24 protein-coding genes and 1 pseudogene are annotated in these 25,346 nt (G+C 72.3%); 9 read left to right on the top strand and 16 right to left on the bottom strand.

What is annotated here, in order from left to right:
• Positions 1-108 precede the first annotated feature (108 nt).
• Both cysC and V6V47_RS22255 read right to left on the bottom strand, forming a co-directional pair.
• The gene (gene cysC, locus V6V47_RS22260; protein WP_334630234.1) at positions 109-1,638 is read right to left on the bottom strand and encodes an adenylyl-sulfate kinase; all 1,530 of its coding nucleotides are present in this window, start codon (positions 1,636-1,638) and stop codon (positions 109-111) included.
• Between the two features lie 88 nt (positions 1,639-1,726).
• Complete coding sequence (locus V6V47_RS22255) at positions 1,727-3,241, bottom strand: glycosyltransferase family 2 protein (protein ID WP_334630248.1); 1,515 nt, start codon at positions 3,239-3,241, stop codon at positions 1,727-1,729.
• Between the two features lie 239 nt (positions 3,242-3,480).
• Between V6V47_RS22255 and V6V47_RS22250 the strand changes: the two genes are divergently transcribed.
• The 5 genes from V6V47_RS22250 (at position 3,481) to V6V47_RS22230 (ending at position 7,654) form a co-directional block, all read left to right on the top strand.
• Positions 3,481-4,395, top strand: a complete 915-nt coding sequence (locus V6V47_RS22250; protein WP_334630233.1) for an ABC transporter ATP-binding protein — start codon at positions 3,481-3,483, stop codon at positions 4,393-4,395.
• A complete protein-coding gene (locus tag V6V47_RS22245) occupies positions 4,388-5,293 on the top strand; it encodes an ABC transporter permease (protein ID WP_334630232.1) in 906 nt (301 codons plus the stop codon). The genes V6V47_RS22250 and V6V47_RS22245 overlap by 8 nt, the downstream gene beginning before the upstream one ends.
• Positions 5,293-6,204: an ABC transporter ATP-binding protein gene (locus V6V47_RS22240; RefSeq protein ID WP_334630231.1), complete on the top strand. Its 912-nt coding sequence runs from the start codon at positions 5,293-5,295 to the stop codon at positions 6,202-6,204. Before V6V47_RS22245 ends, V6V47_RS22240 begins: the two co-directional genes overlap by 1 nt.
• A gap of 1 nt (position 6,205) precedes the next feature.
• Positions 6,206-6,916 (top strand): ABC transporter permease, encoded by a 711-nt coding sequence (locus V6V47_RS22235; RefSeq protein ID WP_334630230.1) that lies wholly within the window; start codon positions 6,206-6,208, stop codon positions 6,914-6,916.
• A 93-nt stretch (positions 6,917-7,009) separates the two neighbouring features.
• Positions 7,010-7,654 (top strand): hypothetical protein, encoded by a 645-nt coding sequence (locus V6V47_RS22230; RefSeq protein ID WP_334630229.1) that lies wholly within the window; start codon positions 7,010-7,012, stop codon positions 7,652-7,654.
• A 48-nt stretch (positions 7,655-7,702) separates the two neighbouring features.
• On the opposite strand, the gene valS is transcribed toward V6V47_RS22230, so the two are convergent.
• From valS to V6V47_RS22190, 8 genes are all read right to left on the bottom strand, one after another.
• The gene (gene valS / locus V6V47_RS22225) at positions 7,703-10,321 is read right to left on the bottom strand and encodes a valine--tRNA ligase (protein ID WP_334630228.1); all 2,619 of its coding nucleotides are present in this window, start codon (positions 10,319-10,321) and stop codon (positions 7,703-7,705) included.
• A gap of 56 nt (positions 10,322-10,377) precedes the next feature.
• Positions 10,378-12,258 (bottom strand): ABC transporter ATP-binding protein, encoded by a 1,881-nt coding sequence (locus V6V47_RS22220; RefSeq protein ID WP_334630227.1) that lies wholly within the window; start codon positions 12,256-12,258, stop codon positions 10,378-10,380.
• The gene (locus tag V6V47_RS22215; protein ID WP_334630226.1) at positions 12,255-14,129 is read right to left on the bottom strand and encodes an ABC transporter ATP-binding protein; all 1,875 of its coding nucleotides are present in this window, start codon (positions 14,127-14,129) and stop codon (positions 12,255-12,257) included. The genes V6V47_RS22220 and V6V47_RS22215 overlap by 4 nt, the downstream gene beginning before the upstream one ends.
• Before the next feature lie 35 nt (positions 14,130-14,164).
• Positions 14,165-14,674, bottom strand: a complete 510-nt coding sequence (locus V6V47_RS22210) for a methylated-DNA--[protein]-cysteine S-methyltransferase (protein WP_334630225.1) — start codon at positions 14,672-14,674, stop codon at positions 14,165-14,167.
• On the bottom strand, positions 14,671-16,206 hold the full coding sequence (locus V6V47_RS22205; RefSeq protein ID WP_334630224.1) for a DNA-3-methyladenine glycosylase 2 family protein: 1,536 nt from the start codon (positions 16,204-16,206) through the stop codon (positions 14,671-14,673). Before V6V47_RS22205 ends, V6V47_RS22210 begins: the two co-directional genes overlap by 4 nt.
• A 99-nt stretch (positions 16,207-16,305) precedes the next feature.
• Entirely contained in the window at positions 16,306-17,727 is a 1,422-nt protein-coding gene (locus V6V47_RS22200) for an FAD-dependent oxidoreductase (protein WP_334630223.1), read from the bottom strand.
• Positions 17,728-17,977: 250 nt separating this feature from the next.
• On the bottom strand, positions 17,978-18,475 hold the full coding sequence (locus tag V6V47_RS22195; RefSeq protein WP_334630222.1) for a hypothetical protein: 498 nt from the start codon (positions 18,473-18,475) through the stop codon (positions 17,978-17,980).
• Complete coding sequence (locus V6V47_RS22190) at positions 18,472-18,981, bottom strand: SigE family RNA polymerase sigma factor (RefSeq protein WP_334630221.1); 510 nt, start codon at positions 18,979-18,981, stop codon at positions 18,472-18,474. Before V6V47_RS22190 ends, V6V47_RS22195 begins: the two co-directional genes overlap by 4 nt.
• Positions 18,982-19,108: 127 nt before the next feature.
• Between V6V47_RS22190 and V6V47_RS22185 the strand changes: the two are divergent.
• Together V6V47_RS22185 and V6V47_RS22180 are read left to right on the top strand one after the other, a co-directional pair.
• Positions 19,109-19,537: pseudogene (locus tag V6V47_RS22185) on the top strand (hypothetical protein); the annotation flags it as partial.
• A 263-nt stretch (positions 19,538-19,800) separates the two neighbouring features.
• A complete protein-coding gene (locus V6V47_RS22180; protein WP_334630220.1) occupies positions 19,801-20,535 on the top strand; it encodes a peptidase E in 735 nt (244 codons plus the stop codon).
• A gap of 13 nt (positions 20,536-20,548) precedes the next feature.
• Here V6V47_RS22180 and V6V47_RS22175 read toward each other — a convergent pair whose 3' ends face one another.
• From V6V47_RS22175 to V6V47_RS22150, 6 genes are read right to left on the bottom strand one after another with little or no spacing between them, the layout of a single operon-like run.
• Positions 20,549-20,896, bottom strand: coding sequence for a hypothetical protein (locus V6V47_RS22175; RefSeq protein ID WP_334630219.1), 348 nt, complete (start codon positions 20,894-20,896; stop codon positions 20,549-20,551).
• Positions 20,897-20,925: 29 nt separating this feature from the next.
• Positions 20,926-21,477 (bottom strand): nucleotidyltransferase domain-containing protein, encoded by a 552-nt coding sequence (locus V6V47_RS22170; RefSeq protein WP_334630218.1) that lies wholly within the window; start codon positions 21,475-21,477, stop codon positions 20,926-20,928.
• Positions 21,474-22,043 (bottom strand): exonuclease, encoded by a 570-nt coding sequence (locus tag V6V47_RS22165; protein WP_334630217.1) that lies wholly within the window; start codon positions 22,041-22,043, stop codon positions 21,474-21,476. Before V6V47_RS22165 ends, V6V47_RS22170 begins: the two co-directional genes overlap by 4 nt.
• Entirely contained in the window at positions 22,040-22,531 is a 492-nt protein-coding gene (locus V6V47_RS22160) for a WXG100-like domain-containing protein (protein WP_334630216.1), read from the bottom strand. Before V6V47_RS22160 ends, V6V47_RS22165 begins: the two co-directional genes overlap by 4 nt.
• A 10-nt stretch (positions 22,532-22,541) precedes the next feature.
• Positions 22,542-22,856 carry a type VII secretion target gene (locus V6V47_RS22155; protein ID WP_334630215.1) on the bottom strand — a complete coding sequence of 105 codons (315 nt, stop codon included), beginning with the start codon at positions 22,854-22,856 and terminating at the stop codon, positions 22,542-22,544.
• Positions 22,857-22,860: 4 nt separating this feature from the next.
• Positions 22,861-23,286, bottom strand: a complete 426-nt coding sequence (locus V6V47_RS22150; protein WP_334630213.1) for a YbaB/EbfC family nucleoid-associated protein — start codon at positions 23,284-23,286, stop codon at positions 22,861-22,863.
• A gap of 139 nt (positions 23,287-23,425) precedes the next feature.
• On the opposite strand from V6V47_RS22150, the gene ychF reads away from it, so the two are divergent.
• Positions 23,426-24,511, top strand: coding sequence for a redox-regulated ATPase YchF (gene ychF, locus V6V47_RS22145; RefSeq protein WP_334630212.1), 1,086 nt, complete (start codon positions 23,426-23,428; stop codon positions 24,509-24,511).
• Positions 24,512-24,771: 260 nt separating this feature from the next.
• The gene (locus tag V6V47_RS22140) at positions 24,772-25,263 is read left to right on the top strand and encodes a hypothetical protein (RefSeq protein ID WP_334630211.1); all 492 of its coding nucleotides are present in this window, start codon (positions 24,772-24,774) and stop codon (positions 25,261-25,263) included.
• The last annotated feature ends 83 nt before the right edge of the window (positions 25,264-25,346 follow it).

Below are 25,346 nucleotides of genomic sequence, written 5' to 3'. Positions count from 1 at the left end.
GGTGCCTCCCCGGGGGTCACGTACTCTCACGCGGTCGAACGTGTTCCAACAAAGATGAACACTAGCGCGTAGCACGCAGCGAAAAAAGACGCGGGGTACGGCGACCGCTCAGGCGGACTGGAGTTTCAGCTCCACCCAGCCGGTCTCGGTCAGGTGGTGCAGCACGGTCTGCACCGCGTCCGCCACGCTCAGTTCTGTGGTGTCCACCACCAGGTCGGCGTCGGTCGGTGCCTCGTACGGGTCGTCGATGCCGGTCATGCCGGTGAGCAGGCCGGCTCGCGCACGCGCGTACAGGCCCTTGCGGTCCCGCTGCTCGCAGACCTCGAGCGGGGTGGCGACGTGCACCAGCACGAAACCCGCCCCGGCCGCCAGGGCCATCTCCCGGGCGGTGGAGCGCGCTGCGGCGTACGGGGCGATCGGGCAGCAGATGCCCACCCCCCGGTGTCGGGCGATCTCGGCCGCCACCCAGCCGATCCGTCGGACGTTGCTGTCCCGGTCGGCCTTGCTGAAGCCCAGCCCGGCGGAGAGCTCACGGCGCACCACGTCACCGTCGAGCAGGGTCACCGTCCGGTCGCCGCTCTCGCGCAGCGCGTCCGCCAGCCCACGGGCGATGGTCGACTTGCCGGAGCCGGAGAGGCCGGTCAGGAAGACCACGAGACCCCGGTGCCGGCGCGCCGGCCGAGCCCGGGACAGCTCCTTCGCGACGGCCGGCGGGGTGTGCCACTCCGGCAGTGGGAAGCCCCGGTCCAGCAGGTCGTCGATCTCACGCTGGGTCAGCGCGAGCCGGCGGTTGCGCGGCGGGATGTCCTCGCGCCAGCGCCACTGCCCGTCCCGGTTGTCGTACGCCAGCTCGCGCGGCACCAGCACCCGCAGCCCGGCACCGGAGAGCATCTCCCCGGTGGAGAGCAGGTGGGTGACCCCGTACGCGGCGGAGACCCGGGCGCGCAGCAGCGCGTCGCTGATCTCCTCCCGCCGGTGCGACAGCGGCACCGCGACCAGGGTGGCCGGCGGCATCCGGTCCCGAGCGGCGAAGACGCTGCGCACCAGCGCCTCGGTGGGCAGCCCGTCGGCGCCACCCGTGCCGACCGGGATCATCACGAGCAGGTGCGCGGCCAGGGTGCGGGCGGCGTGTGCGATCTGGGCGAGTTGCGGTCGGTGCAGTGGCCGGTCGGCGATCACCCCGAGCACCCGGCCCGGGGGCAGCAGCGCCCGAACCTCCTCCGGGCTGCGGCGCAGCCGCTGGAACGGGCCGTGCCCGCCGTCGCCCAGCCGCCGGACCCGGCCGCCCGCGCCAGCCACGCCGTCGCGTACCGGCCAGACGTCCGCCACGTCCAGGGCGGCCACGGGCGCGCCCTCGCCGTCGGTGAGCAGCAGCGCCCGGCGGGCCGGGTCGCGGGGATCCAGGCTCTCGGCCAGCGCGGCCGGCAGTTGGAGGGTGACCGGAACCTGCCACGGTGTGTCGTCGGCCAGTCGGCCGCGACGGCTCACCGAGACCAGATCGGCGCGGGTCATGAAACCGGTCAACGGTGCGTATGCGCCGGTCAGCAGCAGCTCCAGATCGGCAAGCTCACCGTTGCGCGGCGTGTACGCCGATGCGCCTCGGAGCGCATCGTCGGGCAGCACCCAGCCGTTGCTCATCCACACCCCCCACTCGCTGACCGGGACACAGTTTCGCAGCCGACTGCCGATCGGTCGAGGGCGCCACTCCACGACCCGCGCGGACGGATCAGCGGCGGATCCGGCGGCCGACCGCCGAACGCAGCCGGTTCCAGATCATCCGCTCGTTCCGAATCCGTGGCTCCGCGCCGTCCGCCGGGCAGATGAACAGCAGCGGCAGAGGCGCGTCCTCGGTCCAGCCGGAGCTGGTGACCCGCGCCTTGAGGAGCCAACTGCCCCGGGTCCGGCCGTTGTTGAGTGCGCTGAAGTCGATCGTGGTGGTCGCCCGGTGCACCACGTGCACGGTGTCCGCCTCGGTCGGGTCGGTGACCCGCTCGGTCTTGAAGGTCACCGGGAGGAAGATCTCGTCGCCGGTCTCCCGGCGTCGGGCGACCACGTCCAGCCGGGACTTGCCGAGCCCGGCGGTGCAGTCGAGCACCTCGGGGGCGATCTCGTCGATCGGCACCACCAGCACGTCGCGGCCGTCGTCGGCGCGGTAGCTGATCGGCCGGCTTGCGGAACGCAGGTCGGCGGCGACAGTGATCTTGACGGAGTTGCCGGAGCGCTCGAACCCCTCCACGGTGCCGTGCGCGACGATGCCCGCCTCCCAGCGGGCCAGCCGGCGCAGGTCGGTCACCCGGCCCCGTTCGGCCAGGTACGCCACGGCGCGCTGCAGTGGCGGCAGGCCGGCGGCGACGTCGGGCGCGAAGCGATCCTGGATCACCTTCTGGATCTCCAGCGCGAGTTGCTCCAGCCAGTCCTCGGGGGCCTTCAGCAGCCGCTTGCCACGCAGCCGGCTGATCATCTCGTTGCGCAGCCAGCGCCGGTGCAGCCGATCCCGCAGCGGACCCGGCTCGGTGTACGCGTCCACGATGTCCAACGCGTCGCGCACCGCCGCGAAGTAGCTCGACGGATCCAGTCGCGCCGCGGTGACGTTCCGCGCGTCGGCCCGCTGGGCGTGGTGGTAGCAGGTGTAGTCGGACAGCACGCAGGTGCGCCGGGACAGGAAGTAGGCCCGCACCACCACCGCGTGGTCCTCCAGCCGCCGCTTGCCGCCCTCCGGGAACCGCAGCCCGTGCTCGTTGAGGAACGACCGGCGGAACAGCTTGTGGCAGGTGAGGCTGTCGATCAGCGGGGCGTTCTCCAGGGTGGCGTTGAAGCGGTTCTTGCGGAACAGCTCCCGCGGCACGCTGCGCCCATGCCCGGCCATCTTTCCGACCACCACGTCGGCGTCGTTCGCCTTCGCGCAGTCGTAGAGGCGTTCCAGCGCCTGGTCGGCGAACCAGTCGTCGTCGTCGGCGAAGAAGATGTACTCGCCGCGTGCGTGCTCGATGCCCAGGTTGCGTGGGCGCGACGGCCAGCCCGAGTTCTCGATGTGCACCACACGGATGTGGGGGTGCTTCGCGGCCAGCCGGTCCAACCGTTCGCCGGTGTCATCGGTCGAGCCGTCGTCGACGAAGACCGCCTCGAACTCGCCGGCGGGCAGCGACTGGCGCAGCAGCGACGCGACCAGCTTCTCGATGTGTGAGCCGCAGTTGTACGCCGGCACCACGACACTCACCTTGGGGATGCCTACCTCGACCATCACGATCCCTCCCGCGTCGGCGGCCGAATATCCCCCGGAACACTGCCCGGTGAACGGAGAGTGAATCGTGCCACCCAGGATGGGCCAATCCGGCGGCGGGGTACGGCCAAACGCGCGACCGGCGCAAACGTCGTCCGGGCCCGCCGACGGACCCTAGGGGTCGGACCTTCCGAGGATCAGGGGAGCACCGGGGGCGTGCCGGTATCCGGCACGGCCATCGACTCCCTACGCTGGGCTGCGTGACACTGATCGCGACCCAGTCGCTCACCAAGACGTACGGGGGGCGAGTCACCGCGCTCGCCGACCTCACCGTCGCCGTCGAGCCCGGGATCATCGGCCTGGTGGGCGCGAATGGCGCCGGTAAATCCACCCTGATCAAGATCCTGCTCGGCCTGATTCCCCCGACCAGCGGTCAGGTCTCGGTGCTCGGCATCGACCCGACCACCGACCCGGCGGAGGTCCGTGCCCGGGTGGGCTACATGCCCGAGCACGACTGCCTCCCACCGGACCTGTCCGCCGCCGAACTGGTCACCCACCTCGGCCGGATGAGCGGCCTGCCGCGCACCGCCGCTCGGGAGCGGGCCTCGGAGGCACTGCGGCACGTCGGTCTGTACGAGGAGCGCTACCGCCCGGTCGGCGGTTACTCCACCGGCATGAAGCAGCGGGTCAAGCTCGCCCAGGCGCTGGTGCACGACCCCGACCTGCTGCTGCTGGACGAGCCGACCAACGGCCTGGACCCGGCCGGCCGGGACGCCATGCTGGCGCTGGTGCACCGGATCGGCACCGAGTTCGGCATCTCCGTGCTGGTCTGCTCGCACCTGCTCGGCGAGGTGGAGCGGATCTGCGACACGCTGGTCGCCATCGACGGCGGCCGGTTGCTGCGCGCCGACCACATCTCGGCGATGACCTCGGCCACCGACGTGCTCGCCGTGGAGGTCAGTGAGGGCACCGAGGAGCTGGCGGCCCGGCTCGCCGCGCTCGGGCTGCCGGTTGCGCGGGACGGCCGGCTGCTGCTCGTACCGCTCGCCGACGACGGCACCTACGACCAGATCCTCGGCGCGGTCGCCGAGCTGGACCTGCCGCTGCACCGGCTGGACCAGCGCCGGCACCGGGTGGCCGAACTCTTCGCCACGAGGGAGCTCTCCCATGCCTGAGCCGTCACCCGCCGCGTTGCGGTCCACGCCCACCGGCGTCATCCACGACATCGGCTACCAGCGCTACCGTGGCGTGCGCCTGGGCCGCCGGCACGTCTTCGGCGCGCTCTACGTGCACGGGGTCCGCACCACGTTCGGCTTCGGGCGCAGCGCCAAGGCCAAGATCTTTCCCTGGCTGGTGGTCGGCATCGTCACCCTGGTCGCGGTGGCGCTGACCGCCGTACGCAGCCAGATCGGTGAGCCGGTCGCCACGTACGCCCAGTTCGCCGACGCGATGAGCTGGCTGGTCATCTTCTTCGTCGCGGTGGCGGCTCCGGAGCTGGTCTCGAGGGACCTGCGCAGCGGTGTGCTGCCGTTGTACTTCTCCCGGCCGCTGCCGCGCGCCGACTACGCGCTGGCCAAGCTGCTGGCGCTGGTCACCGCGCTCTGGCTGCTGCTCGGCGGGCCGCAGATCGTGATGTTCCTGGGCGCCGCGTTCACCACCAAGGCAGGCATACGGGGGGTGTGGAACGAGCTGCTCGACCTGCTGCCCGGGCTGCTCTACGCCGGGCTGTGGGCGGTGGTCTTCGCCTCGGTCGGGCTGCTGGTCGCCTCGCTGACCGGCAAGCGCGCCTTCGCCGCCGGTGGGGTGGTGGCGGTCTTCCTGATGACCACCCCGATCGTCGGGGTGCTGAGCATCCTGCCGTCGCGCGCCGCCAACGAGTTGGCTGGGCTCGCCTCGCCCTCCACGCTGGTGCAGGGAGTGGGCATCTGGTCGCTGGGTGACCTGCTGGTCGAGGGCGATCCGGGCGAGATGATGATCGGCCGGTTCGGCCCGGTCTACGCCCTGGCCGCGGTGCTGCTGGTCGCCGGCGCCACCGCCCTCCTGCTGGCCCGCTACCGGAAGGTCGCCTCCTGATGAGCACGCTGAGCCTGACCGGGGTGTCCCGGTGGTACGGCAACGTGGTCGCGGTCAACGACATCAGCATGGCCCTGGAGCCGGGCGTGACCGGGCTGCTCGGCCCGAACGGCGCCGGCAAGACCACGCTGCTGCACATGATGGCCGGGTTCCTCAACCCGTCGCGCGGCACGGTGACCCTCGACGACGAGCCGACCTGGCGCAACCCGGACGTGTACCGGCGGCTGGGGCTGGTCAGCGAGCGCGAGGCGGTGCAGGGCTTCCTCACGGCGTACGAGTTCGTGCTGGCCAGCGCGAAGCTGCACCGGCTGGCCGACCCGGCTGCGGCGGCCCGGCGGGCGATCGATCTCGTGGAGTTGGAGTCGGCGCAGGACCGCCGGATCGGCACGTACTCCAAGGGGATGCGGCAGCGGGCCCGGGTGGCCGCCGCGTTGGTGCACGACCCGCAGGTGCTGCTGCTCGACGAGCCGTTCAACGGGATGGACCCGCGCCAGCGGCTGCACATGATGCAGTTGCTGCACAGCCTGGGTGACGCGGGCCGGACGATCCTGTTCAGCTCGCACATCCTGGAGGAGGTCGAGCAGGTCTCCGGGACGGTGCAGGTGATGGTGGCCGGCCGGCTGGCGGCCTCCGGTGACTTCCGGACCATCCGCCGACTGATGACCAACCGCCCGCACGTCTTCGCGGTGCGTTCCACCGACGACCGGGGGCTGGCCGTCGCGCTGATCGCCGAGCCGTCGGTGAGCGGTGTCGAGCTGGACCGCACCGGCCTGACCGTGCGCGCCGGCGACTACGGCGCCTTCACCCGGGCGCTGCCCCGGATCGCGCTCGACCGCGGCATCCGGGTGCGCCAGCTGGTGCCGTCGGACGAGTCCCTGGAGAGCGTCTTCTCCTACCTGGTGGAGGCCTGAGATGTCGACCGTTACCTGGATCACCGCGCGCGGGCTGTTCGGCCGGCGCCGGTTCCTGCTGCTGCTCCCGCTGCCGTTGGTGCTGCTCGGGCTGGCCGTGCTCTGCCGCTCGCTGGGGGTGGACCCGGGCGAGTGGGGGCCGCCGGTGCTGGTCGGGCTGGGGCTGGCCGTGGTGCTGCCGGTGGTGGCGTTGATCATCGGCACCGGTGTGCTGGGCGCCGAGATCGACGACGGCACGGTCGTGCACATCCTGACCAAGCCGCTGCCGCGCTGGCAGATCGTGCTGCCCAAGCTCGCGGTGGCGGCCGGGGTCACCGCCGTCACCGTCGCGCTGCCGCTCTACGTCGCGGGCGTGCTGGCCGCTTCGGTACGCCTCGGCCTGGCGCTCGCCGCCGCGGCGGCGCTGGGCGCGTTGGCGTACTCCGCGCTGTTCCTCGCGCTCAGCCTGCTCACCCGGCGGCCGGTGCTGCTCGGCCTGGTCTACGTGCTGATCTGGGAGGGGCTGCTGGGCAACTTCGTCAGCGGCACCAAGGTGCTCTCCATCCAGCAGTACGTGATCGCCCTCGCCGACCGGATCGCCCCGACCGGGCTGCTGGAGACCAGCGTGTCGGTGCCGGTGGCGTCGGTGATGACGGCGCTGGTCAGCGTCGGCTTCACCGTGCTGGCCATCGACCGTCTGCGCTCGTTCAGCGTGGCCGGCGAGACGAGCTGAAGCCCGTGCGGTTCGCTGTTCCGGCCAGCCACCGTCCTACGGTAGGGCTGGCCGGATGGACCGGGCGGGGCGCCGAGGGCCACGCTGGTGGACGTGAGCGTCGAAGCGGAGCAGACGTCGTTGACTGAGCCGTACTCCCGGAGCAGCCGGCCCTGGTTGACCAGCCTGGCGGTCGCCGGGCTGGCCTGCGCCACGGTCGCCACGGCCGCTCAGGGCAGCGGCCGGTTCCACTGGTGGGCGGGCTTCATCCTGATCCCGGCCGCGCTGATCGCGGCCAGCGGCGGGCCGTTGCTGGCTCGAGGCGGCGGTCGGGCGTTCGCCGGGTACGTCATCGCCTGCGTCGGGACGCTGGTGTTCGCGGTGGGTGCGCTGCTGATGTTCGGGGTGATGGGTAAGGGATGGCCGGTGATGGTCGTGCTGCCCTGCCTGGCGGTCGCCGGCACCTACCAGTGGCGGGCGGCCCACCCGCTGGCCCGTGGCCTGCACCGGGCGGTGGCCCTGCTCGCGCTGACCGGCGCGCTGGTCGGCCTGACGCTGCAACTGATCCGGACGGATCTGATCCACCTCGAGACCGGCTGGTGGGGGGCTTTCCTGATGCTGGCCGGGGTGATCGTCCTGGGCAACGCCGGCGAGCTGACCCGCCACCGGATGCCGTACCGGCTCCAGGCGATCACCCTGCTGGTCGGGCCCGCCGTGGTCGCGATCCTGCTCGGCCTGCGGTTCCTCCGCGGCTGGTGAGGGCCCGTCCGCCGCCGCCCGAGAGGGGGCGGGCGGCGGCGTGACGGGTCAGAAGGCGCAGGCGACCACGAGGGTCGGGGTGCGGTCGGGCAGCAGGTCGAGCTTGCCGATCCGGCCGGCCGCGCGCAGGTCGTCGGCGACCAGGGTGAGCTGCTCCAGCAGGGCCGCCGGCCCGAGCGCCTCGGCGAGCGGCACCTCCGCCTTCATCGACAGCTTCCGCTCCGACTTGGCCCGGCGCACCTGGCTCAACGCGTCACCGGCGAGCCGCAGCAGGGCGGGCTCACCCGTCCCCTCGATGGTCCGGGTCACCTCGTACGTGGTCGGCCACGGTGCCTGGTGCACCGAGCCGTACCGCCACCAGGACCAGACCTCCTCGGTGACGTACGGCAGCACCGGGGCGAACAGCCGCAACTGCACCGACAGCGCCGAGGCCAGCGCGGCACGTGCCGAGTCGGCGGCCGGGCCGGTGCCGTACGCGCGCTCCTTGACCAGCTCGATGTAGTCGTCGCAGAACCGCCAGAAGAACGCCTCGGTCACCTGCAACGCCGCCGTGTGGTCGTACGAGTCGAAGGCGGTGCTCGCCGCGCTCACCACCGTGGCCAACTCGGCGAGCATGGCCCGGTCCAGTGGCGCGGTCGCCGACAGTTCCAGGTCGCGGCGCGGCGTCAGACGCGCCGAGCTGGAGTTGTCGTACGGGGTACGCAGCGCGTCGGCGGCGCCCAGCCCCAGCGCGAACTTCGACGCGTTGAGCAGCTTGGTGGCCAGCCGCCGACCGATCTTGATCTGCGCCGGATCGAAGGCCAGGTCCATGCCGGGCTTGCCGCTGGCCGCCCAGTAGCGCACCGCGTCCGAGCCGTGCTGCTCGAGCAACGCCAGCGGGGTGACCACGTTCCCCTTGGACTTGGACATCTTCTTGCGGTCCGGGTCGAGGATCCAGCCGGAGAGCACGGTGTCCCGCCAGGGCAGCACCCCGTGCTCCAGGTGTGATCGGACCACGCTGGAGAAGAGCCAGGTGCGGATGATCTCCTGCCCCTGCGGGCGGAGGTCCATGGGGAAGACCCGGGCGAACAGGTCCGGGTCGGTCTCCCAGCCGCCGACGATCTGCGGGGTCAGCGACGAGGTCGCCCAGGTGTCCAACACGTCCGGGTCGCCGACGAAACCGCCCGGCCGGCCGCGCTGCGACTCGTCGTAGCCGGGTGGCGGGTCGCTGGACGGGTCGACCGGCAACGCGGACTCGTCCGGCGTGAGAGGCTGGCTCCAGTCCGGCTCGCCAGTGTCGTCGAGCCGGTACCACACCGGCACCGGCACACCGAAGAAGCGCTGCCGGCTCACCAACCAGTCGCCCGTCAGGCCGCCCACCCAGTGGTCGTAGCGGTGCTTCATGTGCGCCGGCACCCAGCGCAGTTGCTCGCTCAGGGCCAGCAGCGTCGCGCGCAGCGCCTCGTCCCGGCCGCCGTTGCGCAGGTACCACTGCCGGGTCGAGACGATCTCCAGCGGCCGGTCGCCGCGTTCGTAGAACTTGACCGGATGGGTGATCGGACGCGGCTCGCCGACCAGGTCGCCGGCATCGCCCAGCATCGCGACGATCTCCCGCCGGGCGCCGTTGATCGTCTGCCCGGCGAGCGCCGCGTACGGCTGCGCCGGCACCCCGGCGGGCGGCTCGGGCAGCAGCCGACCGTCCCGGCCGATCACCACCCGGGTGCCCAGCCGCAGCTCGCGCCACCACGTCACGTCGGTCAGGTCGCCGAAGGTGCAGACCATCGCGACGCCGGTGCCCTTGGCCGGGTCGGCGAGCGGGTGGGCGTGCACCGGCACCTCGACGGCGAACAGCGGACTGCGCACCGTCTGGCCCACCAGGTCGGCGTACCGCTCGTCGTCCGGATGACAGACCAGCGCCACGCAGGCCGGCAGCAGCTCCGGTCGGGTGGTGTCGATGAGCACCTCACGCCCGGCCGGCCCGGTGAACCGCAGCCGGTGGTAGGCGCCGGGGCGCTCCCGGTCCTCCAACTCGGCCTGCGCGACCGCGGTGGCGAAGCCGACGTCCCACAACGTCGGCGCCTCCGCCTGGTACGCCTCAGCGCGGCGCAGGTTGCGCAGGAACGCCCGCTGACTGGTCGCCCGGGCGACCAGCCCGATCGTGGTGTACGTCAGGGACCAGTCCACCGAGAGCCCGAGCCGCCGCCAGAGCACTTCGAAGATCTGCTCGTCGGCGACCGTCAACTGCTCACACAGCTCGATGAAGTTCCGCCGGGAGACCGGGATCGCGTCGCGTCGGGCCGCCTCGTCGACCGGGGTCGTCGGCGGTCGCCACACCGGGTCGTACGGCAGGGCCGGGTCGCAGCGCACCCCGTACACGTTCTGCACCCGACGCTCGGTGGGCAGACCGTTGTCGTCCCAGCCCATCGGGTAGAAGACCGTCTTGCCGCGCATCCGCTGGTACCGCGCGACGGTGTCGGTGTGCGTGTACGAGAAGACGTGCCCCATGTGCAGCTCGCCCGATACGGTCGGCGGCGGGGTGTCGATGGCGTACACGTCGGCCCGGTTCTTCGTCCGGTCGAACGCGTACGTGCCGTCCTCCTGCCAGCGGCGTGCCCAGCGCTCCTCGAGCCCGTCCAGGGTCGGACGCTCGGGGAGGCCGGTGCGGGCCGTCCTCGCCGTGTCGGTCATCCTGCGATCGTAGGCACCACCGCAGGCTCGGGCCACGGAGTTGCCGCATCGCCGGGTCAGACCAGCGACTCGCGCCACTGCCGGTGCAGGGCCGCGTACCGGCCGTCGGCCTCGGCCAGCTCGGCGGGCGGACCGTCCTCGACGACCCGCCCCCCGTCGAGGACGAGCACCCGGTCGGCGGTCTCCACGGTGGAGAGCCGGTGTGCGATCACCAGCGCGGTGCGGTCCCGGAGGACGGTGCCGAGCGCCCGCTGCACCATCCGCTCGGTCGGTACGTCCAGCGAGGACGTCGCCTCGTCCAGGATCAGCACGGTCGGGTCGGCCAGGAACGCGCGGGCGAACGCGACCAACTGCCGCTGCCCCGCGGAGAGTCGACCACCGCGCCGGCGCACCTCGGTGGCGTACCCGTCGGGCAGCGCGACGATGAAGTCGTGCGCGCCGATCGCCCGGGCGGCGGCCTGCACCGCGGCGTCGTCGGCCCCCGGCCGGCCGAACCGGATGTTCTCCGCCACGGTGCCGCTGAACAGGTGGTTCTCCTGGGTCACCAGCACCACGGCGCGGCGCAGGTCGGCGTCGCACACCTCGCGCAGGTCGACCCCGTCGAGCCGTACCGTGCCGGTCTCCGGGTCGTGGAACCGGGCGACCAGCTTGGCGATGGTCGACTTGCCGGCGCCGGTCGGACCGATGAGCGCGACGGTCTGCCCGGCCGGCACGGTCAGCTCCAGCCCGGCGAGGATCGGGGTATCGGCGCGGTAGCCGAAGGAGACCCCCCGGAAGGTCAGCTCGCCACGGCCGGCGCCGGTCGGTAGCGGCACCGGCTGGGCCGGCTCGGCGACCGCCGGCCGCTCCTGCAGCACCCCGGCGAGCTTCTCCAGCGCGGCGGTGGCCGACTGGAGCGAGTTGTAGAACTGGCTCAACTCCTGCATCGGCTCGAAGAAGCGGCGCAGGTAGAGCAGGAACGCGGCGAGCACCCCGACCTCGGTCCGCCCGCCGAGCACCCGCCAGCCGCCGTAGCAGAGCACGACCGCCACCGTGACGTTGCCGATCAGTTTGATCGCCGGTGAGTACGTGGCGATCAACCGGAACGCGCGCAGGCTGGCCCGCCGGTAGTCGTCGCCGAGCGCCACGAAGATCTGCTGGTTGCGGGGTTCCCGCCGGAACGCCTGCACCGCGCGGATGCCCCGCATCGACTCGACGAAGTGCACGATGACCAGCGCGACCGACTCCCGGGTCCGGCGGTACGCGCTGGCCGACGCCCGGGCGAACCAGCGGGAGAGCCAGAACAGGAACGGAAAGGCGAGCAGCGTCACCGCGGCCAACGGCAGGTCCAGCCAGAGCAGGATGGCGGCCACCGACAGGATCGACAGCGCGGCCAGCACCAGGCTGTCGATGCCGCCGTCGACCAGCTCGGCGATCGAGTCCAGGTCACTGGTGAGCCGGGAGACCATCCGGCCCGAGGTGTACCGCTCGTGGAAGCCCACCGACAGTCGCAGGAAATGCCCGAACACCCGCTGCCGGAGCTCCAGCAGGACGGCCTGACCGATCCGGGCGGACAGGGCGAGGAAGCCACGGCGGGCCCCGTACTCGATCACGGTGGCTGCCGCGAACGCGCCGGCGACGGCGACCAGTGGGCCGGCGTTCCCGGCCCGCAGCGGTGCGATGGCCTGGTCGATACCGACCATGACCAGGTACGGGCCGGACATCGCCGCGGCGTTCTGGGCCAGCAGCAGGCCGACCGCCGCGGTGAGCCGCCCCCGGTGCGGGCGGAGCAGGTCGGCCAGCAGCACCCGGCTCTGCCGGCGCAACAGGGCGACGGCCTCGGGCGTGGTGTCCTCGGCCCGGCTCCGGTCGGCCTCCGGGTCGGTGGCCGTCCCCCGCCATCGGGTCAGCGCCGGTGCATCACCGGGCGGTGGGTCCGCCGCATCCGCCGCGGTCACGAGCGCACCAGCCCGCGTCCGTCCGACGTGGGTGCCGCGGAGCCGTCGGCCGCGTCGCCGGGTTGCAGGCTGGCCGCGTCCGGCTGGCGGGCCGACGGCTCGGCGGCGAGCAGCGCGCGGTACGCCGGCACGGTGGCCAACAGCTCGGAGTGCCGGCCGATCGCGGCGACCCGGCCACCGTCGAGCAGAGCGACCCGGTCCGCCAACGCGATCGTCGACGGCCGGTGCACCACCAGCAGCGCGGTGCTGTCCCGCAGGACCCGGCGCAGCGCCGCCTCCACCAGCGCCTCGGTGTGCACATCGAGGGCGGAGAGCGGGTCGTCCAGGACCAGCAGCGCCGGACGGCCGAGCACCGCCCGCGCCAGCGCCAACCGCTGCCGCTGCCCGCCGGAGAGGGACAACCCCTGCTCACCCACCCGCGTACCCAATCCCCAGGGCAGGTCGTACGCGAAGTCGGCCTGGGCCAGCGCGAGGGCCGCGCGGATCTCGTCGTCGTCGGCGTCCGGGCGGCCCAGGGTGAGGTTCTCCCGGACCGACATGGAGAACAGCGTGGGCTCCTCGAACGCCACCCCGACGAGCTTGCGCAGCGAATCCAGACGCAGCTCGCGCAGGTCGTGCCCGTCCAGGGTGATCCGGCCGTCGGTCACCTCGTGCAGCCGGGGCAGCAGGGAGAGCAGCGTGCTCTTGCCGCAGCCGGTGGCGCCGACGAGGGCCAGCGTCTCGCCCGGCTCGATGGTCAGGTCGATCCCGTGCAGCACCGGGGCGGTGGTGCCCGGGTAGCGGAACGTGACCCGTTCGAACCGGAGCCGGCCGTGGACCGCGTCGCGGGGCAGCGCGAGCGCGCCGGGCGCGTCCACGATCTGCGCCGGAGTGTCCAGTACCTCCTGGACCCGGTCGGCGGCGGTCGCCGCCTCCTGGCCGTTGGCGATGATCCAACCGAGGGTCTGCACCGGCCAGATGAGCATCAGTTGGAGGCTCACGAATGCGACCAGCTCGCCGATGGTGAGCACGCCCTGAGCGGTGGCGGTGGCCCCGGACACCAGCACCACGCCCAGGGTCAGGTTGGGCACCAGGTCGAGCAGCGCCGCGGTGTTCGCCAGCAGCCGCCCCTTGCCCACACCGGTGTCGTGCAGCGTGCGGGCCCCGCCGGCGAAGCGGGCGGCCAGCTCGGGCCCCCGGCCGTACGCCTTCATGGTGCGTAGCCCCTGCGCGGTCTCCTCGACCAGGGTGGCCACGTCGCCCTGCTGGTCCTGCATCCGGCGGGACGCGGCGTGGTAGTGCCGGGCGAAGCGCCGGCTGATCAGCAGCAGCGGCACCGTGCTGGCGGCCACCAGCAGCCCGAGCGCCGGGTGCAGGCGGATCAGCAGCACCACCACGACCAGGTAGGTGGTCAGGTTGAGCACCAGGAAGAACACGCCGAAGGAGAGGAACCGGCGGATCACCGACAGGTCACTGGTGATGCGGGAGAGCAGTTGGCCGGACTGCCAACGGTCGTGGAAGCTGGCCGGCAGTCGTTGCAGGTGGGCGTAGACGTCGGCGCGAAGCGCCGCCTCCATGCCCACCGCCGACGAGGACTGCACCCACCGACGAATGAAGATCAACACCGCCTCGGTCACCCCGAGTGCCAGCGCCAGGCCGCCGAGCTGGAGCAGCCCGGCGGGCTGGTGCCGGGCCACCGGGCCGTCCACCACGCGCTGCGCCACCAGGGGTACGGCGATCCCGGCCGTCGTGCCCGCGATCCCGGCGAACAGCAGCCAGGCGAACTCGGCAGCGTACGGGCGGAGGTAACGGCGAAGCCGCCAGAGGTTGTGCACGGAGTGGGGGCGCGCGGCGACCCGTGCGGCCGGGTTGCCGTCGCTCTCCACTGGCACTACCTGACGGTAGCTAATACCCGTCGATATTTGTATCAGCTTGTCGTCGAGCGCCGCTCATGACCGAGAAGCCATTTCTTCACGTCCAACCCCCACCGGTAGCCCCCGAGCGTGCCGTCGGTACGCAGCACCCGATGGCAGGGCACGAAGAGCGCTGCCGCGTTGCGGGCGCAGGCGGCCGCCGCGGCCCGTACCGCTGGCGGCCGACCGGCCAGCGTCGCGTATCCGGTGTAGGTGACCGGCGTACCGGGCGGCACGTCGCGCAGCACCTGCCACGCGTGCGCCATGAACTCGCCACCGGTGCGCTGTCGCACCGGCACCTCGTCGATGGCCGTGAGATCACCATCCAGGTAGGACCGCACGGCCGCGCTGACCGGGCCCAGGTCGGCCCGCTGCCGCAGTGGCGCCCGCAGGGTCGGGTGGACCAGGGCGAGCAGCGACTCCGGGTCCGGGGTGAAGCCGGCCGCCCGGACCTCGCCGTCCGGGCCGACGAGGACGCTCAGTGGGCCGGTCGGGGTGCTCAGCACGCTGCTGTCGATACTCATGCCGCTCTCCAGAGTCTGATCGTGGCGTAGGAACGCCAGGGGCGCCAACGGTCGGCGTACGCGTCGAGGGTCTTCGGGTCGTCGGGCAGGCCGAGCGCGGCCGCGCCGCGCCGGACCGCCAGGTCGGTGGGGAGCAGGACGTCCGGATCGCCGAAGGCGCGCATGGCCAGGTAGCCGGCCGTCCATGGGCCGATGCCGGGCAGCGCCAGCAGCCGCCGGACCGTCTCCTCCCGGTCCCCGCCGGGCGCGAGATCCAGCGACCCGTCAGCAACGGCCCGAGCCAGGCTCCGCACGGTCTCCCGCCGCCCGACCGGCATCCCGAACCCCTCATCCGGCACCGACAACACCTCCTCCGGAGAAAGAAACCCCAGCAACCCCCCACCCCCGTCCCCACCCCCGCTCTCGCCCCCGCTCCGGTGATCATGAGGTTGACCGGGGATTGGATCTCTGTCCGCCCCGTCAACCTCATGATCAACCCGTTCGGGGGCCCGCTTGTGCGGGTGGGCGCTCAGGAGGCGGATGAGGGTGGTGCGGGCCGAGGTGACCGAGACCTGTTGGCCGATGATGGCGCGGACGGCCAGCTCGAACCCGTCGACGGCGCGCGGCACCCGGATGCCGGGCTCGGCGGCGACCGCCGCAGCGAGCGCCGGGTCGGCCGCGAGCGTGGCGTCGACGGCGGCCGGGTCCGCGTCCAGGTCGAGCAGCCGGCGGCAGCGAGCCACCGCCGGCGCCAGGTCACGCAGGTCGGTCAGCCGCAAGGTCGCCGACACGTGCCCGTCCGCCGGGGTCAGCGCCACCTCGCCGGCGCCGTGCGGCAGCCGCAACCCCCGGTGGTACGTCCCGTCGCGAACCTCGTCGACGCCGGGCAGCGCCCGCACCGCGAGAAAGTCCAGCAGCGCCCGGACGTGCAGCGGCGGGCGGTACGCCAGCCGAAGCGTGATCGTTCCCGCCCCGGCTGCCGCGGCCTGCCGGCCACGGACCGTTCGCAGCTCGGACGGGGAGATCCCGTACACCTCGCGGACCGTGTCGTTGAACTGCCGCACGCTGCCGAAACCGGCGGCGAACGCGATCTCGGCCATGCCGAGGCCGGTCGTCTCGATCAGGATCCGGGCGGTCTGCGCCCGCTGCGCCCGGGCCAGCGCGAGTGGGCCGGCACCCATCTCGGCGCGGAGCATCCGGTGCAGGTGTCGTTCGGTGTAACCGAGTCGGGCGGCCAGCCCGGGGATGCCGTCCCGGTCCACCACCCCGTCGGAGATCAGGCGGATCGCCCGGCCGACCACGTCGGCGCGTACGTCCCACTGCGGCGAACCGGGTGCGGCGTCGGGCCGGCAGCGGCGGCAGGCGCGCAACCCGGCGCCCTGTGCCGCGGCGGCGGACGGGAAGAATCGGACGTTCTGCCGCTTGGGCGTGGTCGCCGGGCAGGACGGCCGGCAGTAGATCCCGGTCGACGTCACGCCCGTGTAGAACCACCCGTCGAACCGCTGGTCACGGCTGTCCACGGCCCGGTAGCACCGTTCAAAGTCCAACTCCACGCCACCGATGATGCCCCGCGAACCGGGCCCTCGGCTGGCGGGAATCGGACCTGGGCGTGCGGCCTCCGTGCCGCCGCGCGTCCGCCGGCCCACCACCCGTCAGCGGCGGCGACGGTGTGGTTGACCGGACCGGGGCTGACCGGAGCGAGCAGGCTGCGCGGATCGAGCGGCTTGGCCGGATCGGGCGGGTTGGCCGGACCGGGCAGGCCGAGCGGTCAGCAGGGCGGACCGGAAGACGCCGTCCGGGTCGTACCGTTTCCACAGCCGGCGCACCCGGGCGCCGGTCTCACCCGGGTAGATCCGGGCGAACGCGGCCGGGTCCGGTCGGCTCTCGAAGTTGACGTACGCGCCGTCGGCCCGTCCGGCGGCACCCCGCCACGCGGCTTCCAGCGCCGCTCCCCCCTGCGGCGGAAACACCGAGGCGACGACCAGGGTGTTCTGGTGCCGGTGCGGGTAGGCCGTCGCGCCGGGGTCGACGTCGTTGACCGCCCCACCGACCGACCGGAGTTGGATCACGGCCCGTCCCGGCCCGGTCGTCGCCCGGGTCAGGGCTCGCGCGACGGCGTCGTCCAGCTTGGTGAACAGGCCGTTGGTGGTCGTGCCCCGCTGCTGTCCGACGTTCGGTTGCAGGTGTGCGGTCGGCACCAGCGACGGGTAGGGCAGCAGATCGGCCCGGTGTTCGAGCACCTTCCCGATGGCCAGCAACGGCTCCACCAGGGGCCGGGCCCGGCGCAGGCTCTCGGCGGCGACCACGGCGGTGATCGACATGAGGGTCGACCGGCCCTCCGCGTAGAGCACGGCGCCCGCGGACAGCTCTCGGGGCGCCTGCGCCAGGTAGCGGGTCCAGTCCCGAACGGTGCTGCCGTCCGGGTCCGCCTCGATGATCAACTGGGCCACACCGACGTTGCGCTGCTCGGTGGCCTCGATCTCGAACGCCACCACGATGCCCGCCCCCGCGCCGGCGCCCCGGACCAGCCAGAACAGCTCCGGCTCGTGCTCGGCGTCCGCGCGTACCAGCGTCCCGTCCGCGAGCACCACCTCCACCGCGCGGACGCGGTCGATCGTGAGGCCGGAGGAGCGGACCAGCCAACCGACGCCGCCGCCGGTGGCCAGGCCGCCGACGCCGACATTGCCGAAGTCACCCGAGCTGATGACCAGGCCGTACGGGGCCAGCGCCTTCGCGACGTTCGCCCAGCGGGCACCGGCCTCGACCCGGACCAGCCCGGCCCGTTCGTCGAGCACCTGCACCCGGTTGAGCATGGACAGGTCGATGACCAGCCCGCCGTTGTTGGAGGAGACGCCGGAGAGGCCGTGCCCGCCGCTGCGGACGGCGATCGGCAGCCGCTGCTCCCGCGCGTAGCGGATCGCGGCGATCACCTGGTTGGTGCTCTTCGGCAGCAGGACGCCGGCCGGCGACGCCGTCGTCGTGTACGTCGAACGCAGCTGCGCATACCGGCGGTCGCCGGGGGTGACCAACTGCCCGGTGAGCGACCCGGGCACCCGGGCCAGGGCGGCGCTCATCGCCGCCCTCGCAGCTCGCGCGCCGGGTGTCCGTGATTGGTCATGGCACAAGAGTGGGCGGCCCCACCGACCTTGGCAAAGCGCAGGTGAGCTACGCCATGGTCGCGGGGTGGCGCGGTGTGCGTCGGTGCGGCGAACACCCCGGCGAGGGTGACGGGGATCTCCGCGCCCAGCCGCTGCCGTCGGCATCGGCGGTGGGTGGTGGCCGGTCAGGCCGGGGCGGGTAGGCCGCCGACCTGACCGGTCCTGCTCACCTGGCGGGGCTCGGCACCCCGGGCGGCCCCGACGGAATCGGAGTGGGCGTCGGCTCGCCCGGCGCCCCGGGCGGCCCCACGGGGGTGGGCGAGGCCGTCGGCCGGCCCGGCACGCCGGGCGGCCCCAGGGGAGTGGGCGTCGGTCGGCCGGGCACCCCGGGCGGCCCCACGGGGGTGGGCGAGGCGATCGGGTCGGACGGGCTCGGCACCGCGGTCGGCTCGGACGGGCTGGGTACCGGCGGGCTGGGCACGACCGCCGGGCTCGACGGGCTGGGCGCGGCTGGTTGCGGCTGATCCGAGCCGGTCGCGGCGAGGGCGATCGGGGTGGCGATCAGGAGGGCCGCCAGGGTGCCCACCGCCCCGAGACCCACCGTGGCGCGGCGCCGGTTACGTACCCGCCGCTCCGCTTGGCTCAACTGGTCCTGCACGATCGGTGCCTCCTCGGCCAGGTCGGTGAGGGTGGAACGGATTAGATGCTCGAAGGGATCGGTCATCGCCGTACCTCCAGCAGTGCGACTTCCGGCAGGAGCTCCCGCAGGCGGGTGACCGCCCGATGGGTACGGCTGCGCACGGTGCCCACCGAGCAGCCCAGCAGCTCGGCCACCCGGGCCTCGGGCAGGTCCTCGTAGTAACGCAGGACCACCACCGTCCGCTGCGCCGGTGGCAGGTGGCGCAGCGCGGCACGCATCGCCAACCGCACGTCCGACCCCCCGCTCGGGTCGGCGCCGACCGGTTCGTCCGCCGGGTTGAGCGGAGTTTCCCGCCACCGGCGCAGTCGCCGCCACCAGCTGATCTGCTCGCGGTACATCACCACCCGCAGATAGCCCTCGGGGTCGGTGTGCCGGATGTCGCCCCATTTCGGGATGGTCCGCGCCAACGCCGACTGGAACAGGTCCTCGGCGGCGTTGCGATCTCCGGTCAGCAGGTACGCGACCCGCATGAGCGCCGGAGTACGGCTGGCGACGAACTCGGCCAACCGGGCCCGCTCATCCTCGTCCACCCACCACCTCCGTTTCGTTGTCACCTGTACAGACGTCCCAGCTCATCCCCGCTATCCACAATTTCCGCCCGAAATTGTCGGTCCTGGTGGGTAGCGTCCCGTCACCAACTCAAGAAGGGGTGCGGCGATGGCGGGCTTGGCGGGACGGGCGGCGGCATCGACACGGGACGGGTTCCCGTCGCTGCCCCGCGCTGTGGTGCAGTCCTTCTACCGCCGGATGCGGGCCGTCGCGCCGGCGGCCGTCGGTGCGCTGGACCGCGACCGGGCGGGCGACCCCGAGCGGGCGTTCGGCGAGACCGCGTGTGGCCGGCTGGCCGGCTCGCTCGACGACGCTGGCCTGCGGGCGCTCGGCATGTGGACGCACCACTGGTGCATGCGCTTCTACGACGACGACACCCGGGTCGGTCGGCGGCTGGTCCGGGAGATCGCCGGCCGGTCGGGGCTGGGCTGGACGGCCGATGAGGTGCGCTGGATGCTGCGCGAGTCGGCGGCCGCCGGCCCGGCCGCGCCCGAACGGTTCACGCTGCCCCGCGCCGCCGCCGGGCAGCTGACCCCGGCCGAGTTCGTGGAGCTGACCCCCGGCCAGTGGCCCGAGGGTGAGCCGGTGGCCGGTGGCGGGCCGGCCGGCGAGGCGTCCCCCGATGAGCCCGTCGGGTCGGCCGACGTGCCCGCCGGGCCCGAGCCGACCGGGCCGATCACCGGTGCGCTCGCCCTGGTGCCCCACCAGCGCCGCGCTGGCTGACCCGCCTGGTCGTCGCACCGGCGGGCGGGTGGCTGCGGCAGGATGGACGCCGCCCGTACCGTCGGAAGGACCGCGCGATGCCCGCCAGCGAACCAACCATCCTCGCCACCAGCATGGGTTTCTTCCGGGGCGACCGCGGCCCGGCGGACCTGCGGCCCGGCCCGGTCTTCGAGTTGGGGGCCGAGCTGGCCGAGGCCGGCGCGCACCCGCGGGTCTGCTACCTCGGGCAGGCCGTGGGCGACCAGCCCACCTCGCTCACCGCGGTCTACGGCGCGTTCGCCGACACCCGGTTCCGGCTGTCGCACCTCGCCCTGTTCCCGATGCCCAACGTCGAGGACGTCCGCGCCCACCTGCTCGCCCAGGACCTGATCTGGGTGGGTGGCGGCAGCGTGGCCAACCTCGTCGCGGTCTGGCGGGTGCACGGGCTCGACGAGATCCTGCACGAGTGCTGGCAGGCCGGCGTGGTGCTCGGCGGCGTCTCCGCCGGCTCGATCTGTTGGCACCAGGGCGGCGCCACCGACAGCTTCGGCCCCCGACTGCGCGGCTTCACCGAGGGCCTGGGCTGGCTGCCGTACGGCAACGGTGTGCACTACGACAGCGAGGACCAGCGGCGACCGCTGATGCACGAGCTGGTCGGCAACGAGACGCTGCCGACCAGCCACTGCACCGACGACGGCGTCGGGCTGGTCTACCGGGGCACCCGGCTGGTCGAGGCCATCGCGGACCGCGAGGGCGTTTCGGCGTACGAGATCAGTCGTGGCGCGGACGGCAGCGTCCGGGAGGCGGTCATCGCCCCGCGCCTGCTCGGCTGACGACGCGGGCCGGTCAGACCCGGTCCTCGAACGCGGCGCAGACGGTTGCCCGCACGTCCGACCCACCGAGCGCGCGCAGCAGCTCTCGGGCCAGGGCGATCTGGTGCCCCTCGTCGACGGAGCTCTCCATCGGGGTCAGCTCCACCCGCCACGGGAAGTACAGGTAGTCGTCCTCGTCGGTGGCGGCCAGCTGCGGGTCCGCACCCTCGTTCGGGTTGATCTCCAACAGGTTGCCGCGGACGTCCACCGAGTCCCGTCGGTAGGGCACCGCGTCGGGCAGGCCGGTGCGGATCCGGTCCAGCAGGTCCGCCGCCGTCAGCGGGCCGTCGACCATGATGAGGAACTGCAACGTCGTCTGCACGTCTGTCACCTTGCCAGATGCGGATCCGCTCAATCGAGCGGGAGGAACGGGCCGTTGTCGAACTTGCCGCCTCGGCGCAGCACCGAGAACTGCACCTTGTGCGGCACGTGCGTGTCCATCAGCTCACGACGCAGGTGCGTGAAATCGGTGCCCAGGTCGAAGCTCGCGAGCTGCCCGTTCTCGTTGATCCGGCGCAGCATGGTCTTGCGCAGCCGGGTCCCGTCCGGTGCCCGGGACAGCGAGCGTTCGGCGAGGTCGAAGAAGGTTTTGTCGTCCACGATGAGCGCCACGTCGATGTCCGAGTCCGGGCGGGCGGTGCCGCGTACCCGGCTGCCGTGCGCGACCAGGTCGCCGTCGGGGAGCCCGGCCTGCCGCTGAGTCTGCCGGGCACCCCGGGCGAACCGGGTCCACTGGCGTTCCGTGAAGCCCTGCGGGATCCGTCGGGCAGCCCGGGGGGCCGCGTGCTCGGCCGCCTCGCCAGCCACGTCGTCGGCCTTGCGCATCATGCTCCGGGCAGCGCGGGCGATGATGCCGCGGGCGGCCGTCGTGGCCCCGTCCGGCAGGTCCCGCCGCCCGGTCATGCCGGCTCGTCCAGCTGTCGACGGCGAAGCACCGCGTCGAAGACCTGCGCCAGTTCGGCGGCGTCCTCCCCGGCGTGGTGCGTGTGCGGTACGTCGTGCAGGCCCAGCTCGTGCTTGATCTTGCCTTTCCGGGTCTGGACCCATTCGCTGCCGGTCAGCCCCATCCAGTAACTGCGCAAGTCGATGCCGGAACCGGTGGCACCGAACGGGCTGTGGCCGACGAAGCGGACGAAGTACCAGTGCACGAACATGCCGTCCCAGACGGCGGGAGCGGCGAGGAACACCGGACGCCCGATCCGGCGGAGCCCGTTGACCCAGGCCGCCGCGGCGGACATCGCCTCCTCCGCGGAGGGCGCCTCTCGCAGCAGGCGGTCCCGGTCCAGGCCGGAGACGGCCAGCGCGGCCGGAACGAACTCCGCCGAGATGGGGCGCAACTCGGTGTAGAAGGTCAGGTCCGGACGGCCGGACACGGCCATACCGAGAGAGATCATGCTGTACGGCCCGGGGATCGGGCCGTCCGCTTCCACGTCGACGGCGATGTACAGCTCGGGCAGGGGCGAGGTCATCCGAGGACCACACCGATCGCCTGGTCGACCAGCATGCCGAGGACCATGTCGGTGAGCTTCTTGAAGATCGGGATCTCCAGCAGCGAGGCACCGAATGTAGGTGCGGCCGTCGCGATCGCCTGGATGATCTGCACCAGCAGGATGACCAGCTGGACGATCACATTGATCTTCAGGGCGAGGACGATGATCGCGCACACGAAGAGCGTCGCGCCCACCATCCGCGCTCCGGCGCCGCCGTCCTGGAGCACCGACATCGACGAGCCGTCGGCCTCCCACCGTTGCCGGAACGCATCGAGCGCGTCGCCCTGGTTGCCGTCCAGCACTCGCTGCGCGGCCGCTGTGCCCTCCGCCGCCGCCTGCTGGATCGAATCGGCAAGCCCCAGCCAGAGCTGGCCGAGCTCGAACAGTTTCGTCTCGTCCGACTTGGGCCACGTGTAGCCCAGTTCATTGAGCAGTCCGGCGAGTTCACCGGGCAGCATGATGCCCATCGTCGTCCGCCTACCAGCTCGTGTTGAACTGTGCGTGGTTGTCCTGCTCGACCAGGTCGTACTGGTCGGCCATCAGGCCCAGCCCGTCGCCGAAGCCACGCAGCCCTTCGATGACCGACCCGAGACACTCCGCCGCGATCTCCTCCGCGGCCTGGTACGACATGCCGATCAGACCGCCGACGTCGTCGTCACCGAAGACGTCGCCCATCGAGGCAGTCTGTGCGCGCAGCGCCTCCCACTGGGCGGCGAGCTGCTCGGCAACCGTCGCCAGGTGGCTGCCGCCCTGGCGTAGCGCGGGTGGGTGCACCTGGAGGTCGTCGCGCACGTCGTCACCTCGCTGTCTGCTGGATGCGCCGCACCGCGTCGGTGAGGGCCTCGGTCATCGCGGCCATGCTGCGCACCGACTCGTTCTGCAAATCGTCGAGCTGCCGGCCGAGAGCCGCCGGATCCACCTCCGGCGCGTCAACGGCGGCTTCGCCGGCCTGGAGGCGCAGGTCATCCAGGGCGGAGTTGATCGCCAAGGTGATCTGTTCGCCGAGCATCTCGGCGCCCATCCGCAGGGCGCGGGGATCCAGCGTCACCGACTCGACTCGTTGGCCGACCACCACCACCTCGACCTGACCACCGGCAGCGGAGCCGGCGCCCCGCGCCGGCTCGGCGGCAGGATCGTCGGGTGCCGGACCCGTCGCCCGCATCGACGCCAGCGCCTGCCGGGTCTGCTGGAACAATCGGTCGAATTCCGCTACCTGGTCCACAACGCCTCCCCGCACGCCTGTGCCATCGAAGAGGGTAGCAATGGGACACCAGGGACGGGACCACCGAATGCTCGCCCGACCCGGCAGAATCCGAGCCGCGTGGACCTGCCCGGGCGGCACCGGCGTAAGCTGGCCCGTCGTGAGTCTCTCCATCGGCATCGTCGGCCTGCCCAACGTCGGCAAGAGCACGCTGTTCAACGCGTTGACCAAGAACGACGTGCTGGCGGCGAACTACCCGTTCGCCACCATCGAGCCCAACGTCGGCGTGGTCGGGCTGCCCGATGAGCGGCTGGGCAAGCTGGCCGAGATCTTCTCCTCGCAGAAGATCCTGCCGGCCCCGGTGTCGTTCGTCGACATCGCCGGCCTGGTCCGGGGCGCGTCGAAGGGGCAGGGCCGGGGCAACGCCTTCCTGGCCAACATCCGCGACGCCTCGGCGATCTGCCAGGTGGTGCGGGCCTTCTCCGACCCGAACGTGGTGCACGTCGACGGCAAGATCTCCCCGGCCGACGACATCGAGACGATCAACACCGAGCTGATCCTCGCCGACCTGCAGACCCTGGACAAGGCGCTGCCCCGGTTGGAGAAGGAGGCCAAGCTCCGCAAGGACCGGGCCGCCGCGGTCACCGCCGCGAAGCAGGCCATCGAGGTGCTCGACGGCGGCACCACCCTGTACTCCGGGGCCGCCGCTGCCAAGATCGAGCTGGAGCACCTGCGCGAGCTGCACCTGCTCACCACCAAGCCCTTCCTGTACGTCTTCAACGTCGACGAGGCCGAGCTGGCCAACGAGACGTTCCTCGACGAGCTGCGCGCCCTGGTCGCCCCCGCCGAGGCGGTCTTCATGGACGCCAAGATCGAATCCGAGCTGGTGGACCTGCCCGAGGAGGAGGCCCGCGAGCTGCTGGAGTCGATCGGGCAGAACGAGCCCGGCCTCAACCAGCTCGTCCGGGTCGGCTTCCGCACCCTCGGGCTCCAGACGTACCTCACGGCAGGGCCCAAGGAAGCGCGGGCCTGGACCGTCCCGGTCGGCGCCACCGCGCCGGAGGCCGCGGGTGTCATCCACTCCGACTTCCAGCGGGGCTTCATCAAGGCCGAGGTGGTCTCGTACCACGACCTGGTCGAGCACGGATCGATGTCCGCGGCCAAGGCGGCGGGCAAGGTCCGCATCGAGGGCAAGGAGTACGTCATGCAGGACGGCGACGTGGTGGAGTTCCGCTTCAACGTCTGAATCCGGCCTGTTCCCGCAGGTCAGCCGGGTGAGTCGTTGCCCTGGGGCGCATCGTTGGCACAACCCCACGCGTCATCGACGGCGCGGCGGGTGCGTCCTTCCGAGTTCGGGCAAAGGTACTGCGGACCCCTCCAACGACAGGCCGGCGATCCTTTGATCCAACCGCTGGCCGCCTGCGGAGCGTCGAGTCCCACCTGATGCTTGACAGTCGACCTTGGTCTGCGGCGAGACGTCGCTGGGCACAAGACTGGGAGGGTGACTTGGTCTCCACGGAACTAGAGCTCTTCGCGGACTACTACCAGATCCATCTGCTCGATGACGGGTCCGCGACCGATCTGGGGAATGCCTGGACCGAAGAGGCCGTGCTGAACAACCTTGCCGTCGACACGGACGCCATGGCCGTCGGCACCACCGTCAACGTCAACGTGGCCGTGACCGTGGAGGTGTTGGAGGCAGCGCCAGAAGACGACAGCGCGGAGTTCGACCATGTCGTGGAGGGAAGCCTGCAAGTTCCCTCCGGCCGGCTCGTCGTCATGGGCTGCACCGACTACGAGCCGGAAGCTGCACGGTTCGGGGTAGCAGCGGGATCGATTCGCGTTCGAGCCGCGAGAAGCAATCTGATCGAGGCTGACCGTCTCGGCATCGAATCCGACGACGATCCGGCGACCATGGAGCGACTTCGGGTACAGGTATGGCCTGCCCCGCATACCGAACCGGTTGTCATCAAGCGCTGGAAGCCGCTGGAGGCTTAACTCACCCACCGACAAATGCTGCCCACGGCGATCATGCCGAGCGTCTCGTGGGACGCCGGCGTAGGGCACCAGGCGGGACACGA

This window comes from Micromonospora sp. CPCC 205539, assembly GCF_036906815.1.
Classification (GTDB): domain Bacteria; phylum Actinomycetota; class Actinomycetes; order Mycobacteriales; family Micromonosporaceae; genus Micromonospora.
Note: the sequence above shows the minus strand (reverse complement) of the source record. Positions and strands in the feature narration are given on the sequence as shown.

What these genes read in the sequence shown, in the direction of transcription:
- V6V47_RS22210 (WP_334630225.1), bottom strand. Translation starts at nt 14,674, where the DNA reads ATGAGTATCGACAGCAGCGTGCTGAGCACCCCGACCGGCCCACTGAGC.
- V6V47_RS22180 (WP_334630220.1), top strand. Translation starts at nt 19,801, where the DNA reads ATGCCCGCCAGCGAACCAACCATCCTCGCCACCAGCATGGGTTTCTTC.
- V6V47_RS22245 (WP_334630232.1), top strand. Translation starts at nt 4,388, where the DNA reads ATGCCTGAGCCGTCACCCGCCGCGTTGCGGTCCACGCCCACCGGCGTC.
- V6V47_RS22240 (WP_334630231.1), top strand. Translation starts at nt 5,293, where the DNA reads ATGAGCACGCTGAGCCTGACCGGGGTGTCCCGGTGGTACGGCAACGTG.
- cysC (WP_334630234.1), bottom strand. Translation starts at nt 1,638, where the DNA reads ATGAGCAACGGCTGGGTGCTGCCCGACGATGCGCTCCGAGGCGCATCG.
- V6V47_RS22200 (WP_334630223.1), bottom strand. Translation starts at nt 17,727, where the DNA reads ATGAGCGCCGCCCTGGCCCGGGTGCCCGGGTCGCTCACCGGGCAGTTG.
- V6V47_RS22165 (WP_334630217.1), bottom strand. Translation starts at nt 22,043, where the DNA reads ATGACCTCGCCCCTGCCCGAGCTGTACATCGCCGTCGACGTGGAAGCG.
- V6V47_RS22255 (WP_334630248.1), bottom strand. Translation starts at nt 3,241, where the DNA reads ATGGTCGAGGTAGGCATCCCCAAGGTGAGTGTCGTGGTGCCGGCGTAC.
- V6V47_RS22195 (WP_334630222.1), bottom strand. Translation starts at nt 18,475, where the DNA reads ATGACCGATCCCTTCGAGCATCTAATCCGTTCCACCCTCACCGACCTG.
- V6V47_RS22235 (WP_334630230.1), top strand. Translation starts at nt 6,206, where the DNA reads ATGTCGACCGTTACCTGGATCACCGCGCGCGGGCTGTTCGGCCGGCGC.
- V6V47_RS22160 (WP_334630216.1), bottom strand. Translation starts at nt 22,531, where the DNA reads ATGGGCATCATGCTGCCCGGTGAACTCGCCGGACTGCTCAATGAACTG.
- V6V47_RS22170 (WP_334630218.1), bottom strand. Translation starts at nt 21,477, where the DNA reads ATGACCGGGCGGCGGGACCTGCCGGACGGGGCCACGACGGCCGCCCGC.
- valS (WP_334630228.1), bottom strand. Translation starts at nt 10,321, where the DNA reads ATGACCGACACGGCGAGGACGGCCCGCACCGGCCTCCCCGAGCGTCCG.